This is a genomic window from uncultured Amnibacterium sp. (genome assembly GCF_964244015.1).
GTDB lineage: Bacteria > Actinomycetota > Actinomycetes > Actinomycetales > Microbacteriaceae > Amnibacterium.
Genome location: NZ_CAXTHO010000067.1, coordinates 1 through 15,614, shown reverse-complemented (window position 1 = coordinate 15,614; position 15,614 = coordinate 1). Strand labels below are relative to the sequence as shown.

General features: G+C 72.7%; 18 protein-coding genes. 4 read left to right on the top strand and 14 right to left on the bottom strand.

What is annotated here, in order from left to right:
• Nucleotides 1-54 precede the first annotated feature (54 nt).
• The 6 genes from rimM to ACFE67_RS09050 form a co-directional block, all read right to left on the bottom strand.
• On the bottom strand, nt 55-675 hold the full coding sequence (gene rimM, locus ACFE67_RS09075) for a ribosome maturation factor RimM (RefSeq protein ID WP_375406555.1): 621 nt from the start codon (nt 673-675) through the stop codon (nt 55-57).
• Nucleotides 672-908 (bottom strand): RNA-binding protein, encoded by a 237-nt coding sequence (locus tag ACFE67_RS09070; RefSeq protein WP_375406554.1) that lies wholly within the window; start codon nt 906-908, stop codon nt 672-674. The genes rimM and ACFE67_RS09070 overlap by 4 nt, the downstream gene beginning before the upstream one ends.
• Nucleotides 908-1,378: a 30S ribosomal protein S16 gene (rpsP, locus tag ACFE67_RS09065; RefSeq protein WP_375406553.1), complete on the bottom strand. Its 471-nt coding sequence runs from the start codon at nt 1,376-1,378 to the stop codon at nt 908-910. Before rpsP ends, ACFE67_RS09070 begins: the two co-directional genes overlap by 1 nt.
• A gap of 218 nt (nt 1,379-1,596) precedes the next feature.
• Nucleotides 1,597-2,577, bottom strand: coding sequence for an NAD-dependent epimerase/dehydratase family protein (locus ACFE67_RS09060; protein ID WP_375406552.1), 981 nt, complete (start codon nt 2,575-2,577; stop codon nt 1,597-1,599).
• Nucleotides 2,574-5,138 (bottom strand): alpha/beta fold hydrolase, encoded by a 2,565-nt coding sequence (locus tag ACFE67_RS09055; protein WP_375406551.1) that lies wholly within the window; start codon nt 5,136-5,138, stop codon nt 2,574-2,576. Before ACFE67_RS09055 ends, ACFE67_RS09060 begins: the two co-directional genes overlap by 4 nt.
• Nucleotides 5,135-6,157, bottom strand: coding sequence for a 3-oxoacyl-ACP synthase III (locus ACFE67_RS09050; protein WP_375406550.1), 1,023 nt, complete (start codon nt 6,155-6,157; stop codon nt 5,135-5,137). The genes ACFE67_RS09055 and ACFE67_RS09050 overlap by 4 nt, the downstream gene beginning before the upstream one ends.
• 136 nt (nt 6,158-6,293) lie before the next feature.
• Between ACFE67_RS09050 and ACFE67_RS09045 the strand changes: the two genes are divergently transcribed.
• Nucleotides 6,294-7,436, top strand: coding sequence for a glutamate--cysteine ligase (locus ACFE67_RS09045; RefSeq protein WP_375406549.1), 1,143 nt, complete (start codon nt 6,294-6,296; stop codon nt 7,434-7,436).
• A 48-nt stretch (nt 7,437-7,484) separates the two neighbouring features.
• On the opposite strand, the gene ACFE67_RS09040 is transcribed toward ACFE67_RS09045, so the two are convergent.
• Complete coding sequence (locus ACFE67_RS09040) at nt 7,485-8,285, bottom strand: LLM class F420-dependent oxidoreductase (protein WP_375406548.1); 801 nt, start codon at nt 8,283-8,285, stop codon at nt 7,485-7,487.
• A 97-nt stretch (nt 8,286-8,382) separates the two neighbouring features.
• On the opposite strand from ACFE67_RS09040, the gene ACFE67_RS09035 reads away from it, so the two are divergent.
• Nucleotides 8,383-8,808 (top strand): ester cyclase, encoded by a 426-nt coding sequence (locus ACFE67_RS09035; protein WP_375406547.1) that lies wholly within the window; start codon nt 8,383-8,385, stop codon nt 8,806-8,808.
• Between the two features lie 63 nt (nt 8,809-8,871).
• On the opposite strand, the gene ACFE67_RS09030 is transcribed toward ACFE67_RS09035, so the two are convergent.
• The gene (locus ACFE67_RS09030) at nt 8,872-9,396 is read right to left on the bottom strand and encodes a YbhB/YbcL family Raf kinase inhibitor-like protein (protein ID WP_375406546.1); all 525 of its coding nucleotides are present in this window, start codon (nt 9,394-9,396) and stop codon (nt 8,872-8,874) included.
• 86 nt (nt 9,397-9,482) lie between these two features.
• Here ACFE67_RS09030 and ACFE67_RS09025 point away from each other — a divergent pair, with 86 nt between their 5' ends.
• Nucleotides 9,483-9,971, top strand: a complete 489-nt coding sequence (locus ACFE67_RS09025; protein WP_375406545.1) for a MarR family winged helix-turn-helix transcriptional regulator — start codon at nt 9,483-9,485, stop codon at nt 9,969-9,971.
• A gap of 7 nt (nt 9,972-9,978) precedes the next feature.
• Here ACFE67_RS09025 and ACFE67_RS09020 read toward each other — a convergent pair whose 3' ends face one another.
• From ACFE67_RS09020 to ACFE67_RS09000, 5 genes are all read right to left on the bottom strand, one after another.
• On the bottom strand, nt 9,979-10,938 hold the full coding sequence (locus ACFE67_RS09020) for an epimerase (RefSeq protein WP_375406544.1): 960 nt from the start codon (nt 10,936-10,938) through the stop codon (nt 9,979-9,981).
• Nucleotides 10,939-11,077: 139 nt separating this feature from the next.
• A complete protein-coding gene (gene ffh, locus ACFE67_RS09015) occupies nt 11,078-12,637 on the bottom strand; it encodes a signal recognition particle protein (protein ID WP_375406543.1) in 1,560 nt (519 codons plus the stop codon).
• 146 nt (nt 12,638-12,783) lie between these two features.
• Nucleotides 12,784-13,413 (bottom strand): hypothetical protein, encoded by a 630-nt coding sequence (locus ACFE67_RS09010; RefSeq protein WP_375406542.1) that lies wholly within the window; start codon nt 13,411-13,413, stop codon nt 12,784-12,786.
• On the bottom strand, nt 13,332-13,766 hold the full coding sequence (locus tag ACFE67_RS09005) for an NAD-dependent epimerase/dehydratase family protein (RefSeq protein WP_375406541.1): 435 nt from the start codon (nt 13,764-13,766) through the stop codon (nt 13,332-13,334). Before ACFE67_RS09005 ends, ACFE67_RS09010 begins: the two co-directional genes overlap by 82 nt.
• Before the next feature lie 56 nt (nt 13,767-13,822).
• Nucleotides 13,823-14,146 carry a pyrophosphatase gene (locus tag ACFE67_RS09000; RefSeq protein ID WP_375406540.1) on the bottom strand — a complete coding sequence of 108 codons (324 nt, stop codon included), beginning with the start codon at nt 14,144-14,146 and terminating at the stop codon, nt 13,823-13,825.
• Between the two features lie 32 nt (nt 14,147-14,178).
• Here ACFE67_RS09000 and ACFE67_RS08995 point away from each other — a divergent pair, with 32 nt between their 5' ends.
• A complete protein-coding gene (locus tag ACFE67_RS08995; RefSeq protein WP_375406539.1) occupies nt 14,179-15,078 on the top strand; it encodes an aldo/keto reductase in 900 nt (299 codons plus the stop codon).
• Between the two features lie 41 nt (nt 15,079-15,119).
• Here ACFE67_RS08995 and ACFE67_RS08990 read toward each other — a convergent pair.
• The coding region (locus ACFE67_RS08990; RefSeq protein WP_375406538.1) for an HD domain-containing protein at nt 15,120-15,614 on the bottom strand (495 nt) is incomplete at its 5' end.

Here is a 15,614-nt window from a genome sequence, read left to right as displayed (position 1 = left end):
GTCGAGTGCGCCGAAGAACTCCGGGAAGATCGTGACGACGTCGAGCCGCACTGCTCAGACCTGGTGGGTCGAGCCGGCTCCGGTGTCCTCCTGGGCCTCCTCGGGCAGCGGCTCGAGCAGGCCGTCCGGCGGGGTCACGACGACGCGGCCGCCCTCCACGTCGACCTCGGGCACGATCGCGCGCACGAAGGGCACGAGGACCTCGCGTGCCGAGCCCGTCGAAGGGTCGTCGACCCTCACGACGAGCAGATCCTGCGCGGGCATGTGCTCGAGCCGGTCGATGACGCCGACCGTCAGCCCGTCCCGGACGACGTCGAGGCCGACCAGCTGGTGGTCGTACCAGGCGTCGGGCTCCGCGGCCTCGTCGGGATCCTGATCGATCCAGAGGATCGCCTTCGCGAGGCTCTCCGCAGCGGAGCGGTCCGCCACGTCGACGAAGAAGCCGACCGGCATGCCGTTGTACCAGCGCAGCTCGGCGAGCTCGAGGCGCTTGCCGTGCCACGGCGACTCCTCCGGCACCTGGAGGGCGAAGGAGGAACCGGGCGTGAAGCGGCGGTCGGGGTCGTCGGTGAAGAGCTCGAGCTTGAGCCCGCCCTTCAGCCCGTGCGCCTTGGTCAGCCGCCCCACGCGGAGCTGCGTCTGCGCGGAATGGTTGTGCCCCGTCGCCACCGTCATCGGTCGACGTCGACGACGTCGACCCGCACTCGGCGGCCGTCAGCCAGCGCCGCCACGACCGTGCGCAGCGCCTTCGCGGTACGACCCGACCGGCCGATCACACGACCGAGGTCCGCCGGCGCGACCCGCACCTCCAGCACCTGGCCGCGGGGCGACTCGTGCGACTCGACCCTGACGTCATCGGGTGAGTCGACGATCCCCTTGACGAGGTGCAGGAGGGCGGATTCGAGCATCAGGAGTTCGCGACCTGCGCGGGCGTCTCGTGCAGGGTGGTGGAGGACGCCTCGGCCTCGTCGGCGCGCACGTCGTCAGCGGCCTCGTCGGCGACGACGGCGGCCTTCGCGTCGGCGAGCGACTCCTTGGACCGGATGACGACCGGCTTCTTCTTCTCGATCGTGAACACGGGCTTCGCGTCCTTGACCTGCACGGTGCTCTTCGCGTTCGCGTCGCCCTTGAACCTGCCCCAGTCGCCAGTGAGCTTCAGGAGCACCGCGACCTGCTCGGTCGGCTGCGCGCCGACGCCGAGCCAGTACTGCGCGCGGTCGGAGTCGACCTTGATGACGGAGGGGTGCTCGGTCGGGTGGTACTGACCGATCTCCTCGATGACGCGGCCGTCGCGCTTGGTGCGCGAGTCGGCGACGACGATTCGGTAGTAGGGGGCCCGGATCTTGCCGAGGCGCTTCAGGCGGATCTTGACTGCCACAGTTCGTGGTTCCTCACGTTGAGTCGATGCGGTGACGATCCGTGCTGCCGGAGGCGTGGGGCACACCCGGCGACGGACCAAGAAGGTCCATCCGCGAGCCTGAGTAGAGGGTCGAAGCTCGCGGACCCGACGGGCCATTGTGCCAGACGCGGGCAGGCCATGCGGACCCGGGTATTCCGTTTTGAAGGAGATTCGGGCGCCGCGCCCCCGAATCTCCTTCAAAACGGAATACGGGCGTGGTGCGCGGCGAGGCGGCGGAGGCCCTCGGTCACGCCGACCTCGGGGCGCCAGGCGAGGTCGTGCCGGGTGCGCCGGAGGTCGAACCAGTGCGCCGTGGACAGCTGCTCGGCGAGGAAGCGCGTCATCGGTGGCTCGTCCTCGCCCGGGCGGACGCGCCAGACCGCCTCCACGATCGAGCCCGCGAGCTTCGCGGCGCCTACGGGCACCCGGCGGGAGGGCGGCGTGATCCCGGCCGCGGCGCAGAAGCCGGCGAACAGCTCCGCGATAGGCCTCGGCTCGCCGGAGGTGAGCACGTAGGCGTTGCCGTGCGCGCGCTCGGCCGCGTCGAGTGCGGCCCGGATCCCCGAGATCGCGTCGTCGATGTAGGTGCTGTCGACCAGCGCGGCACCGGACCCGACGAGCGGGAGGCGCCCGGCGGCGGCGCGCTGCTGGATCCGCGCGACGAGCTGCGGATCACCGGGACCCCAGACGATGTGCGGCCGCACGGCGACGACCGCGAATCCCGGCGCGTCCGCGCCGAGCGCCGCGATCTCCGCCGCGGCCTTCGTGCGGGCGTAGGCGCCTCGCGCGCGCTCCGGCTGCGCGGGCGGCGCGTCCTCCCCCATGATCGGCTCGCCGGTATGGGCCACGGAGGGCGAGGACACGAAGACGAACCGCCGGACACCCGTACGCTTCGCCGCACGGACGAGGGTGCGCGTGCCGTCGATGTTCACGGCGACGAAGTCCGCCTCCGCCCCGGCGAACGAGACCTTCGCAGCGAGGTGCACGACGGCGTCGACGCCGATGAGCGCGTGGTCGACGGCATCGGCGTCCGTCACGGAGCCGAGCACGTCGTCCGCGCCCTCCACGCCGCTCGGCCGTCGTTGCAGCGTCCTGACGACGTGCCCGGCCGCTACGAGGTCCCGTGCGACCGCGGCGCCGAGCCAGCCGCTCGCCCCGGTGACGAGCGTCCGCGTCACGGGGCGGGGACCCTGCCGCCCGCGAGTACCGCGGTCGCCCAGCGGGCCATCCGCGCGCGGTCGATCTTGGCGTTGTGCCGGATGTCGGTCGGCAGCGCGGGCACCGCGAGCACGGCGGCGACGGGCCGATCCGTCTCCCGCCGCACGGCCTCGGCGAGCGCCGGGTCGGCGAGCGGACCGGGCTGCCCCTCGACCACCACGACGAGCTGCTGCGTGCCCCGCGGGCCGACGCCGACCGCGGCGGCGCGGGGGGCGCCCGCGCGCTGGGCTGCGAGCTCGATGCGGACCGGAGTCACGACCCCCTCCGGCGTCGTGACGATGTGCGGCAGGCGGCCCTCCACCCACAGCCGGCCCTGCGTGTCGAGGTGGCCGACGTCGCCGGTGCGGTGCCACTCCTCGCGCGGGGTGCCGGCCTTCGCCGCAGCGTCCGTGCGCCACAGACGGTCGTAGCCGGCGAGCATGTGGGGGGCGTTCACCTGGATCTCGCCGGTGACCTCCGGGTCGGTCGTCGTCTCCGGGCCGGGCACACCGTCCGCGTCGAGCGGGGCGATCCGCACGCGGGCCCGCGCCGTGGGCGGACCGACGCAGACGCCGTTACCAGGACCCGCCTCATGGATCGCCTCGCGGGTCACGTCGGCGACGAGCAGGCACTCGGTCATGCCGTACGGGGTGCGGAGGGAAGCGCCGCGCAGCAGCGTCTGCGCGCGGTCGAGCAGGGGCTCGCCGACCGGGGCGCCGACCGAGAGCAGCAGCCGCACGCCGTCGAACGGCGTCGGGTCCGTCCCGGTCTCGAGCACGTTGGTGAGCGCCGCCGGCGACAGGAACAGCATGTCGGCGTCGATCGCCGCGACCGCCTTCACCAGGGCATCCGCAGTCAGCGTCCTCGGGCGGGTGACGTCCATGTCCGGCACCGACGTGCGGCAGCCGAGCGTGGGGCCGAGCAGGGCGAAGGGCGCGAACCCGGCCACCAGGCCGGTCTCGCGGGTGATCCCGTACTGGGCGACCAGGGCGTCCCGCACGCCGGCGAGCCGGGCGTGGGTGTAGCGGACCCCCTTCGCCGGCCCCGTGGAGCCGGAGGTGAAGAGCACCGCCGCGAGCGCGTCGGGACCGGGCTCGGGCTCGGGCGGCAGGGCGATTCCGCGACCGAGCCGAGCGAGCTCCGGGAGGGTGTGGCGGACGCCGAGCGCCGCGCGCAGGCCGCGGGGCAGCCCCGTCGGTGCGATCCGCACGCCGGGCCACCCGAGCGCCCGAGCCGCGGCGAGCGCGACGGGGATGCCGACGACCCAGCGGGGGCGTGCGCCCTTGACGGCACGGGTGAGGCCCTTCAGGCCGAGGCCCGCGTCCGCGACGACCACCGTCGCGCCGATCCGGAGACAGGCGTACAGCGCCGCGGTGAGATCCGCGCCGGGCGGGACGAGCAGGGAGACGCGGTCCCCCTGCTGCATGCCGATCGCGTGGAAGCCCGCGGCCAGCTCGTGCACCCGGCGGGCGAGCAGCCGCCAGGAGATCGTGCGGGTCTCGTCGCCGTGCAGCTCCACCAGGGCGGGCGCGTCGTCCTCGGCGCGGGCGTCGAGCTCGGCCCACATCGCCCGGGTCGGGACCGGAGGCGCGACGTCGGCGGGCGCGGAACGCGCCGGTGTCGGGGCGGCGACCCAGTCGAGTACCGCGCCGGCGACGTCGGCGTCCTCGACCAGCAGGTGCCCCGCGCCCTCGAACCGGTGCACCGCGGCGTGCGGCAGCCGCTCGGACAGGTCCTGCAGGTAGCGCTCCTGGAACACGGGGTCACGCGGACCCCACAGCAGGAGCGCGGGCGCGTCGAGCCGCGCGACCCCCGCGGCGATGCGATCCAGCGCGGGCCGGCTCGGGTGATCGGCGGTGGACGGGATGTCCTGCACGAAGTCGCGGATCCCCCGCCGGCGGGCCGCCGTGCGGTACGGGCTGCGGAACGCGGTGCGCACGGCCGCATCGAGGCGGGGATGCGCGATCGCGAGCGTCGTGTCGAGGAACGCGGTCGTGTGCTCGGTCCCTGGGGAGGAGGCCGCGAGCGCGGCCTTCAGCGCGACGGGCAGCTCGGCGTGGCCGTCGACCGCGGTGTTCGTGAGCACGAGCCCGGCGAGCACGTCCTCGTGCTCGATCGCCCAGCCGGACACGACGACGCCGCCCCAGTCGTGCCCGAGCGCGACGACGCGGTCCCCGAGCCCGAGGGCGTCCGTGAGCGCGCCGAGGTCCCGGACCCGGTCGGCGACCCGCCTGACGGCACCGGTCCGCTCGGACCAGCCCATCTCCAGCTGGTCGACGGCGACGACGCGCCAGGCCTCGCCGCCGGCCCGAGCGCGCTCGAGGGACGCCGAGAGGACCCCCCTCCAGAGGTAGCTCCAGGTGGGGTTGCCGTGCACCGCGAGGATCGTGCCCACGGGGGTGATGCCCTCGTCCCTGAGCACCCCCGCCGTGTCGAGCACGTGATGCACCACGTCGCGCCCGATGTCGTGCACCGGGACCAGGCGGGACCAGGCCGGGTCGAGCCCCGGCAGAGCGGGCGGCTGCAGCGCGGCCGCGATCACCAGGCCAGTTCGAGCATCGAGGTGTTGATGCCGCTGCCGACGCCGCAGAGCAGGACGCGCTCGCCCTTGACCAGGCTCTTCGACTCCTGCGCCAGGGTGATCGGGATGGAGGCGGAGCCGATGTTGCCGAGCGTCGGGTACGTGACCGGCACGCGCTCGGGGTCGATGTCCGCGGCCTTCACGAACGCCGCCGTGTGGGCGCTGGAGACCTGATGCATGATGTAGCGGTCCATGTCGGACCAGCTCCAGTCGCGCTTCGCCTCGGTCCAGGCGGCCGTCACGAGTTCCATGCCGCGCTTCAGCAGCGACTTGGTGTCCGTGAACATCCCGTCCATGTCCGCGACGCACAGGTCGTTGTACTCGGTCGCCGCGCGCGTGACGCCGCCGACGATGCGGTGTCCCTCCGGGTGCTGGTCGGCGCGACCGAGCACCGCCGCGGCAGCACCCGAGCCGAGCGTGAGGCTCGCGAACTCGTTCATGAAGTCCTCGCGCTGCAGGTCGTCGCGCGCGAGACGCTCCATCGTCGAACGGTGGATGCGGTCGACGTCCTCGCCGTCGATGACCATCGCGTAGTCGACCTGACCCGCGTCGATGAGGCCGGCCGCGAGGTTCAACCCGTTCACGAAGCCGAGGCACGCGTTCGAGACGTCGAAGTTGATCGCGGACGAGGGTAGCCCGAGACCGTGGTGCAGCCGCGTCGCCACCGAGGGCTCGATGTGCTCCTTGGTGATGGAGGTGTTGATCAGCAGGCCGATGGAGCCCGCGCGCACACCGGCCTCCCGCAGCGCGTTCACGCCGGCCTGCACCGAGGCCTCGTGCGACGAGACGCCGGGGCCCCAGTTGCGGCGCTCGACCACGCCTGCGACGCGCTGCAGCAGCCCCGTCGGGAGGCGGAGGCGCTTCAGGATCGGCTCGAGCTTGCGCTCGATCTCGACGGAGGTCGTCACGAGCGGGCCGAGCACGCTCGACACCGACAGCAGGGCGACGTTCTTGTACGTCGAGGTGGCGTTGCCGTTCACACAGGCTCCAGGTGCGGAGGGAACGCGCCGGACCCGACGCGAGGACTTCGGGTCATTCTGCCCTAGCCCGCTCGGCGCTGATCGCCGCGTCGGCGAGGCCACTGCCCGCGGACGGCGGTCTGCCAGGATGACGAGCATGGCGATCGACTTCGCGCGGTCCGACCGCTCGACGCTCGGCATCGAGTGGGAGCTCGCGCTGGTGGACCGCGACACGGGCGATCTGGTCTCCTCCGCGCCCGAGGTGCTGGCGCGGGCGGAGGTCGTCGCGGACGACGGCGGCGCGCGGCTGACGGGCGAGCTGCTGACCAACACGGTCGAGATCATCACCGGTGTGAACCGCACCGTCGCCGAGGGCGTGGCCGACCTCCAGCGCTCCGTCGAGCAGCTGCGCCGCACCACGGACGACATGGGGCTCGAGCTGATCGGCTCGGGCACCCACCCGTTCGCGCGCTGGCAGGACCAGCAGGTGACGGAGAAGGAGCGGTACGTCACGCTCATGGACCGCACCGGCGTGTTCGGTCGGCAGCTGCTGATCTGGGGCGTGCACATGCACGTCGGGATCGACGCGCCCGCGAAGGCGCTGCCGATGGTCGAGGCGCTCCTGCTCTACTACCCGCACCTCCAGGCCCTTTCCGCCTCCTCCCCCTTCGTGTTCGGCGAGTCCTCCGGGTACGCCTCCAGCCGCGCGATGCTGTTCCAGCAGCTGCCGACCGCGGGCCTGCCGCCGGAGCTGACGTCGTGGCCGCAGTACGAGGCGGTCGTCGAGGACCTGATGAAGGTCGGTGTCATCGACCACTGGGACGAGATCCGCTGGGATGTCCGGCCGTCGGCCAAGTGGGGCACGGTGGAGACGCGGATCTGCGACGGCCTGCCGACGGTGTTCGAGATCGGGGCGCTGTCCGCGCTCGTGCAGTGCATCGTCGACGAGTGCTCCGAGCGCCTCGACGCCGGCGAGACGCTGCCGACGCTGCAGCCCTGGTACGTCCGGGAGAACAAGTGGCGGGCCGCGCGGTACGGGATGGACGCCGCGATCATCGTCGACCGCGAGGGCACCGAACGCCAGGTGGAGGAGGACGTCCGGGATCTCGTGGCCCGGCTCGAGCCCGTCGCCGACCGACTCGGCTGCGCGCAGGAGCTGCAGGACGTGCTGACGATCGTCGAGGTCGGCGCCTCGTACGAGCGGCAGGCCCTCGCCGCCGCGCGGTCGGGCGGCGACCTGCGCGCGGTCGTGACGTCGCTCATCCGGGAGATGCGGGACGGCGTGCCGCACGCGGGCTGAGATCCCACTCTCCGTTTTGTAGGAAGGACCTGCCTACAAAACGGAGAGTCAGCCGTTGCGGGCGTCGCGCCAGCGGATCCAGCGGGCCACGGACTCGAAGTCGATGTCGGGCCCGGTGACGCCGAGGGTGAACAGGCGGACGCCCGCGTCGAGGTAGGCCTGCGCCGTCGTCTCGTCCTGGCCGCGCAGCTCGTTGCCGATCTCGATCTCCGCGACATCGCGACCCACCGCCTCCGCGTGGCCCTGCAGCACCTCGAGCTTGTGCGCCACCTCCTCCGGTCGCACGAAGCTGTGCCAGATGTCCGCGTGCTCGGCGACCAGCCGCAGCGTCTTCTGCTCCCCCGCGCCGCCGATCAGGATCGGGATGCGCCGCACGGGCGGCGGGTTCAGCTTGGTCCAGCGATCCCGGACGATCGGGAGGTCCCGCGCGAGGTCGTTCAGCCGGGACCCGACCGTGCCGAACTCGTAGCCGTACTCGGTGTAGTCGCGCTCCTGCCACCCGGATCCGGTCCCGAACACGAAGCGGCCGCCCGAGATGTGGTCGATCGTCCGCGCCATGTCGGCCTGCAGCGCCGGGTTCCGGTAGGAGTTGCAGTTCACCAGCGGCCCGAGCTCGATCCGCTCGGTCGCCTCCGCCCACTGCGCGAGCTGCGTCCACGCCTCGAAGTGCAGCCCGTCGGGGTCGCCCGACAGCGGGAAGAAGTGGTCCCAGTTCAGGACCATGTCCGCCCCGAGCTCCTCCACACGCACCGCGGCGTCCCGCAGCGCGGCGATCGGCAGGTGCTGCGGCGCGATCTGGACGGCGATGCGGACGGGACGGTCGTCGGCGCGGAAGGCTTCGGTGCTCACCCGACGAGGCTAGGACGGGCACGGCGCTCACGTGGCGCCCAGGCCACGTCCACCTCCCGCACCGGTTGGAGTCACGTCGAAGGCGTAGGCAGGCTGCATGAGCGACGACACGAACACCAGGGCACAGGCCAACCTGGAGGCGCAGGGCGCGATGGGCGAGATCGTCGGGAGCGGGGAGTACGACCGGCTCACCGAGGTGCTCGCCGACGGCCTCGTCGACCACGACCCGGCGCCCGACCAGTCGCCGGGCCCGAAGGGCATCGGCGAGTTCTGGACCACGTTCAAGCAGGCGTTCCCCGACGTCGCGCTGAAGCCCGTGCAGGTCGTCGCCACCGAGGACTTCGTCACGGCGATCCTCGATGTGTCGGGCACCCACAGGGGCGAGTTCCTCGGGCACGAGGCCACGGGGAAGTCCTTCACGGTCCGCGGGATCCAGGTCGGCAAGTTCAGCGACGGCAAGATGACCGACCGCTGGGGCTCGACGGACACCCTCGGGATCCTCCAGCAGCTCGGGCTGGCCTGACCGACCTCTCTTTCATATATCCGGGGATCTGCTGCGCGGATCCCCGGATATATGAAAGAACGGTTAGGAGGCGCCGCCCGCCTCGCCCGTGCCGATCAGGATCGCGCGGCCCAGGGTGTGGAAGTGCAGGTTGAAGCCGAGCACCGCCGGGGTGCTCTCCGGGTCGAGACCCAGCGTCTCGACGTCGACGGCGTGCACGACGACGAAGTAGCGGTGCACGCCGGTGCCGGGGGGCGGGCCGGCGCCGATGAACCCCGGCTCGCGCAGCTCGTTCCGCAGTTCGAGCGCACCGTCCGGCACCGGTCCGCCGCCGGCGAGCGACGTCACGTGCGCGGGGATGTCCGCGACCGCCCAGTGCCAGAAGCCGGAGCCGGTGGGGGCGTCCGGGTCGTACACGGTGACGGCGAAGCTCTTCGTCCCCTCCGGCGGGTCCGACCAGGTCAGCTGGGGCGACCGGTTCCCGCCGCCGGCGTCCGTGCCGAACAGCGCGGCGGGCAGCGGCTGCCCGTCCGTGATGTCGTCGCTCGTCAGCGGGAACGAGGGCACCGGGTCGAGTCGGGCGTAGGGGTCGTAGTCGCGGTCGCTCATGGCGCGACCGTAGGCGGCCGGGCTGAGGCCCGCCCTCAGGAGTGGTGCCCGGTTGTCGCTGCAACCACATCCCTAGAGTTGGCGCCATGGCGAAGCCGGTGCCCCGCATGGACGACCTGGAGTCGGACGCGTGGCGCCGCCTCGTCGCCGTGCTCGAGCTGCTGCCCGCGTCGCTCGACGCGCAGCTGCAGCAGGACGCCGCGATGACCCACTACGAGTTCGCGCTGCTGTCACTGCTCCGCTTCGCGCCGGATGCGACGCTGCAGTCGAAGGAGCTCGCGATCCGCACGAACGCGACGCTCCCCCGGCTCTCGCACGTCGTCAGCCGCCTGGTGCAGCGAGGCTGGCTCGAGCGCCTGCCGAGCGCGGACGACAAGCGGGCCACGGACGTGCACCTCACCGACGACGGGCGGCGGGCGGTCATCCGCGCCACCTCCGGGCACATCGCCCATGCCAGGCGTCTCGTGATCGACCGCCTCGACCGCGACGAGCTCGCAGCGCTCGCCGCCATCGGCAGGAAGCTCGCCGAGGTGCTCGACCCGAACTCCAGGATCTTCCCCGCCGAGCCCGACTGATCCGAGCTCAGGGCCGCTGGAGGATCGAAGCGAGCGTCTCGGCGAGATCGACGTGCCGGAACACGAAGCCGGCCTCCTGCAGCCGCTCGGGGACGACCCACCGGCTCTTCAGCACGAGCTCCGTCTCCGTGCGGATCGCGACGGTGCCCACCTCCAGCATCCAGCGCGTCGCGGGGAGACCGACCGGCACGCCGAGCTGCCGACGGAGGGCCGCCATCAGCGTGCGGTTGTCGCTCGCCTCGGGGGCCGCCAGGTTGACGACGCCGTCGAGCTCCTCGTGCTCCCGGAGGAAGGTGACCGCGGCGAGCACGTCGTCCATGTGCACCCAGGAGAACCGCTGCCTGCCACCGGAGGAGGTCGGCCGGTAGCGATGGTGGACCCCGGCGGCGAGACGGGCGGGCGTGCCGGGCCAGCGCCCGTCGAGCTGGGCGCCGCCGAGTCCGAAACGGGTCAGGCGCGTCAGCGGCACCATCACGCTGCCACAGCCGAGCACGATCGCGGTCCGGATAGCGACCCGGCGGACCCCCGGCAGGTCCGGCTCGAAGAACGCGCGCTCCCACGCCTTCGCGATCCCGACCGAGAAGCCCTCACCCAGCTCGCCGGTTGCCTCCGTCTGCGGGCGATCGTCCGCGTGGCGATAAATCGTGGCCGTGCTGGAGTTGATCCAGAGCGGGGGCGGGGTCGAGGTCGCTGCGACCGCCCGCGCGAGCTCGGCGGTCGTGTCGACCCGGGAGCGGAGGATCTCGGCGCGGTTCGCCGGGGTGTACCGGCAGTTCACGCTCCTGCCCGCGAGGTTCACGAGCAGGTCCGCGCCGTCGAGCAGCCGGGTGATCGCCGCCGTGTCGCCCCACGAGGCGTCCGCGCCCGACCTGCCGATCGTGCGCACCTCCTCCCCCGCCCGCAGGCGGTCTGCGACGAGGCACCTCCCCATGAAGCCCGATGCGCCCGCGATCACCACTGTGGTCATCGGTCCTCCTGCTCTGCCGGACGGCGTGAATCAAGGTGCCTGCGACGAGGAGCAATCGAGCAGGATCTTTTCACTCGAGCAGGACGTTCTCGCCGGATTCGTCCTGCTGAACCGAGAATGTCCTGCTGGATTGCTCCGCTCAGCGGCCGAGGAGCTTCTGGAGCTTCTCCAGGTCCTCCGGGCTCGGCTGGCCCGCGCCGGCGCCTCCGGATCCCAGCCCGAAGCCGGCGCCGCCCGCCGACTCGGGCTTCAGCGAGCGACCCTCGGCGAGCGCCGCGTTCTCGGCCGCGCGCTTCGCCGGGTTGCCCGACTTCGAGCCCTTCTTCTTCTGGACCTGCTTGCGGCCGCCGCCCGCGTACCCGACCGGACCCATGCCCGGGATCTGCGGCACACCACCGCGCGCGACGGTCTTCATCATCTTGGAGGCCTGATCGAACCGCTGCACCAGCTGGTTCACGTCGGTGACGGTCATGCCGGATCCGCGGGCGATCCGGAGGCGGCGGGAGCCGTTCAGCAGCTTCGGGTTCTGCCGCTCCCCCGGCGTCATCGACTGGATGATCGCCTCCGTGCGGACGATCTCGCGCTCGTCGAAGTTGTCGAGCTGCTCGCGCATCTGCCGGGCACCCGGCAGCATCCCGATCATCTTCATCAGGCCGCCGCGGTTGCGCAGCTGCTGCATCTGCTTCAGGAAGTCCTCGAGCGTGAAGGTCGAGGTCGCGATCTTCTCCGCGAGCTCGAGCGCCTCGTCCTCGTCGAACGCGGACTGCGCCTGCTCGATCAGGGTGAGGATGTCGCCGAGGTCGAGGATCCGGCTCGCCATGCGGTCCGGGTGGAACGGCTCGAAGTCCTCGAGCTTCTCGCCGGTGGAGGCGAAGACGATCGGTCGCCCGGTCATCGAGGCGACGGAGAGCGCCGCGCCGCCGCGCGCGTCGCCGTCGAGCTTCGTCAACACGACGCCGGTGAAGTCGACGCCGTCCTGGAACGCCTTCGCGGTCGCGACCGCGTCCTGCCCGATCATCGCGTCGATGACGAACAGGACCTCATCCGGGTTCGTCGCCTTGCGGATGTTCGCGGCCTGCTTCATCAGCTCCGCGTCGACGCCGAGGCGGCCCGCGGTGTCGATGATGACGACGTCGTGCTGCTTGTCGCGGGCGAACTTCACCGCGTCCTTCGCGACGCGGACCGGGTCGCCGACGCCGTTGCCGGGCTCGGGAGCGAACACCGTGGCACCCGCCTGCTCGCCGACGACCTGCAGCTGCTGCACCGCGTTCGGACGCTGGAGGTCCGCGGCGACGAGCAACGGGGTGTGACCGTCGTTCTCGAGCCACTTCGCGAGCTTGCCCGCGAGCGTCGTCTTGCCGGCACCCTGCAGGCCCGCGAGCATGATCACGGTCGGGGGCGTCTTCGCGAACTCGAGGCGCCGCTGCTGCCCGCCGAGGATGCCGACCAGCTCGTCGTTGACGATCTGCACGACCTGCTGCGCGGGGTTCAGCGCCTTATTCAGGTCGGCGCCGAGCGCGCGCTCCCGCACGTTCGCGGTAAACTGCTTCACCACGTCGAGGTTCACGTCCGCGTCGAGCAGCGCCCTGCGGATCTCCCGGACCGTGCCGTCGACGTCGCTCGCCGTGAGCACGCCCTTGCCGCGGAGGTTGGCGAGCGCGGCGGTGAGGCGATCCGACAGGGATCCGAAGGTGGCCATAGGGCAGGGATTCTACGGCGTCGCTCCGCCGCGAGGAGGCCGGACGCCGAGCACGTCGGCAGGCTGCGCGCACTTCGGCAGGCTGGCGAGGCCGCCCACGGCCTGCCGAAGCGAGGAGAGCCTGCCGAGGTGCTCCTCCAGCCTGCTCAGGTGTCGAGGAGGAGGCGGAGGAGGGCGCGCTCGTCGTCGTCGGTGAGTCCGGCGCCGTGCGGGTGCGCCTCCTCCGTCTCCTCCCACGCGAGCGCATCGCGCAGGGTGTCCTCGAGCGGGCGATGGGTCAGGCCGGCGGCCCGCGCCTTCGCGCCGTCCCTCGCCGCGAACCCCTGCCAGTCGGGGTCGGCGAGCCAGAGCGGCAGGCTGCGCGGGCCCATCCACTCCTCGACGTGCTGCTCGGCCAGCCACGCCTCGGGCGCCGCCACGACGTCGCCCGTGAACCCGCTGACGCGCTGCGCGGCAGCCAGGTGCTCACCGAGCGGCAGCTCGGGTCCGACCGCGTTGAAGACGCCGCCGACGCCCTGCTCCGCACTGCTGACCAGCCAGGCGGCGAGGTCGCGGACGTCGATCAGCTCGGACGATCGGCGGGCTGCGTCCGGCACGAGCACCCGCGGACCAGACGGATGGGCGAACCGCCAAGGCCAGTACCCGGAGCGACCGGAGGTGTCGCCGGGACCGCCGATCAGACCGGCGCGGGCGATCAGGGCTCGCTCGCCGAACACCTCCAGCACCGCCTGCTCGCAGGCGACCTTCGCCGAGCCGTACTCCTCCATCGACGCCATCGGTCCGATTCGAGCGGCGGGAGGAGGGCGGCGGTCTCGTCCTGGTGGAGCGGCGCGGTCTCGGCGTAGACGTTGCCCGTCGAGACGAGGAGGTACCGGTCGGCGTCCAGCGCGGCGACCGCGCCACGGACGTGGCCGGGCTGCCGGGCGACATCGACCACCGCGTCCCAGTGGCCCGTGACCAGGTCGTACGCATCCGGCCGGTCACGGTCCGCACGGACCAGGGTCGCCCCGTCGGGCACCGGCCCGGACTCGCCCCGCGCCAGGCAGACGACCTCGTGGCCGCGCCGAAGCGCCTCCGCAGCCACCTCGGCGCCGAGCCACGCCGTCCCACCCAGCACCAGGAATCGCATGTCCCGATCCTCGCCACCGACCGAGCGGCGGACCACCGGTTCTGCTGTCGGCAGCGTCAGGCGAGCCGTTCCCACCGGAACCACTTCGCGTCGAGCGCGGCGTCGAGGTCGATCCCGTTGCGCCGCGCGAACAGCAGGACGTGGCCGAGCACATCGGCGCACTCCTCAGCCAGCCGCGCGTCGAGCTGCTCCGCATCGAGACCGCGGTCCTTGCTGCGACCCGTGCGAGCCAGCTGCATCTGCGTGAGCTCCCCCAGCTCCTCCACGAGCTTCAGGAGGAACCAGTCGTCGTTCCGGTCGATCCCCTCCCGCGCCGCGTAACCGATCGAGATGCGTTCGAGGCGGTCGGCGAGTGCGGCGATGTCCACCTGCGCAGTCAAGCGGGCCCCTCCGACGCGGCTACCGTCGCGGCATGCGCACCACCGCCGTCGCCGGCCTCGAGCTCACCGCGTTCACGACGGGGTCCGCGCCGCTGCCGACGCCGGTCAAGGCCGCGGTCGAGCTGCTCGACGAGGGCTGGGACGCGGGCATCCGCGCGCTCGACGCCGCGGACGGCACCGGAGGCGCGGAATCCGCCGCCGGGCGCTGGCTCGAGGAGCGGCAGCCGGAGGGGATCGTGGTGCTCTCGGGGCTGGGCGCGGTCGTCGGGCGGGGCCGCGGCAGCGACCTCACGCCCGTGCTGCTCGAATCGCACCTCGCCGCCGGCTCCCGGCGGCTCGGCCGGATCGACCTGGCCTGGTTGCGCGGCGCCGACGACGAGACGCCGATCGAGGAGACCCTGCAGCCGCTCGCCGCCGCGATCGAGTCCGGTCGCCTCGTCGGCTGGGGCGCGGGCGACGCCGACGCGTGGTCGCTCGAGCGGCTGCTCGCGGAGGCCGACCGGCTCGAGCTGCCGCGGCCGTCGTTCGTGCGCGTGCGCCTGAACCTGCTGGAGCGGGACGCGCTGCGGGACCTCGCTCCGCTCGCAGCCGGTGAAGGGGTCGCGGTGGTCGCGGGAGCGCCGCTCGGCGCGGGCCGGCTGACCGCCAGGAACGTGGCGGCGGAGGAGAGCGCCGCCGAGGCGATCCGGTTCGGCGCACCCCGGGACACCCCGATCGACGCCGAGCTCGAGCGGCTCATCGCCCTCCGGACCCTCGCGCGCGACCTCGACCTGACGCTCGAGGGTCTGGCGCTCGCCTGGCTGCTGAGTACGCCCGCGGTCGCCTCGACGATCGTCGCGCCCCGCTCGAAGGCGGAGTGGGACCCGGTCCACGAGGCGCTCGAGCGCGCACTCGACGCCGAGGCCCTCGAGCGCGTCGAATCCCTGCTCTGACTCTCCGTTTTGTAGGCACGTCGTGCCTACAAAACGGAGAGTCAGGGGCGCTCGAGCGGGTTCGCGGTGAGCTTCGCGCGGAGGCCGCCGGACAGGAGGCGGGCGGCGTGGGAGGTCGGCTTGCGCTCGGCCTGCTCCGCGACGCGGTCGCCGAAGTCGGCGGCCAGCGTTCCGCGCGGGAACGCGGTCAGCACCTCGTCCAGGTACTCGCGCGGCAGGACGTCCGGACGTGCGCCGGAGATGTCGAGCCCCGTCGCGATCTCGAGGAGGTGGCCCTCCACGTCGAACGCGGGGTCGACCTCCGGCCAGTTGTGCCGCTCGATCACCTCGATCAGGCGCTGCCGCTGCGCGCCGGACCAGCCGGCTCCGGCGCCGAACACCGCAGCGACGTGGCCGCCCGCGATCTCGTACGGCACCCGGACGGCGTCGAACTCCTCCGCCAGCCCCATGTCGTGCAGCAGCGCCGCGACCGCCAGCAGCTCCCGGTCGGGCTCGAGCCCCAGCGCCTCCGCGAAGCCCGCCGCCCAGTACCAGCT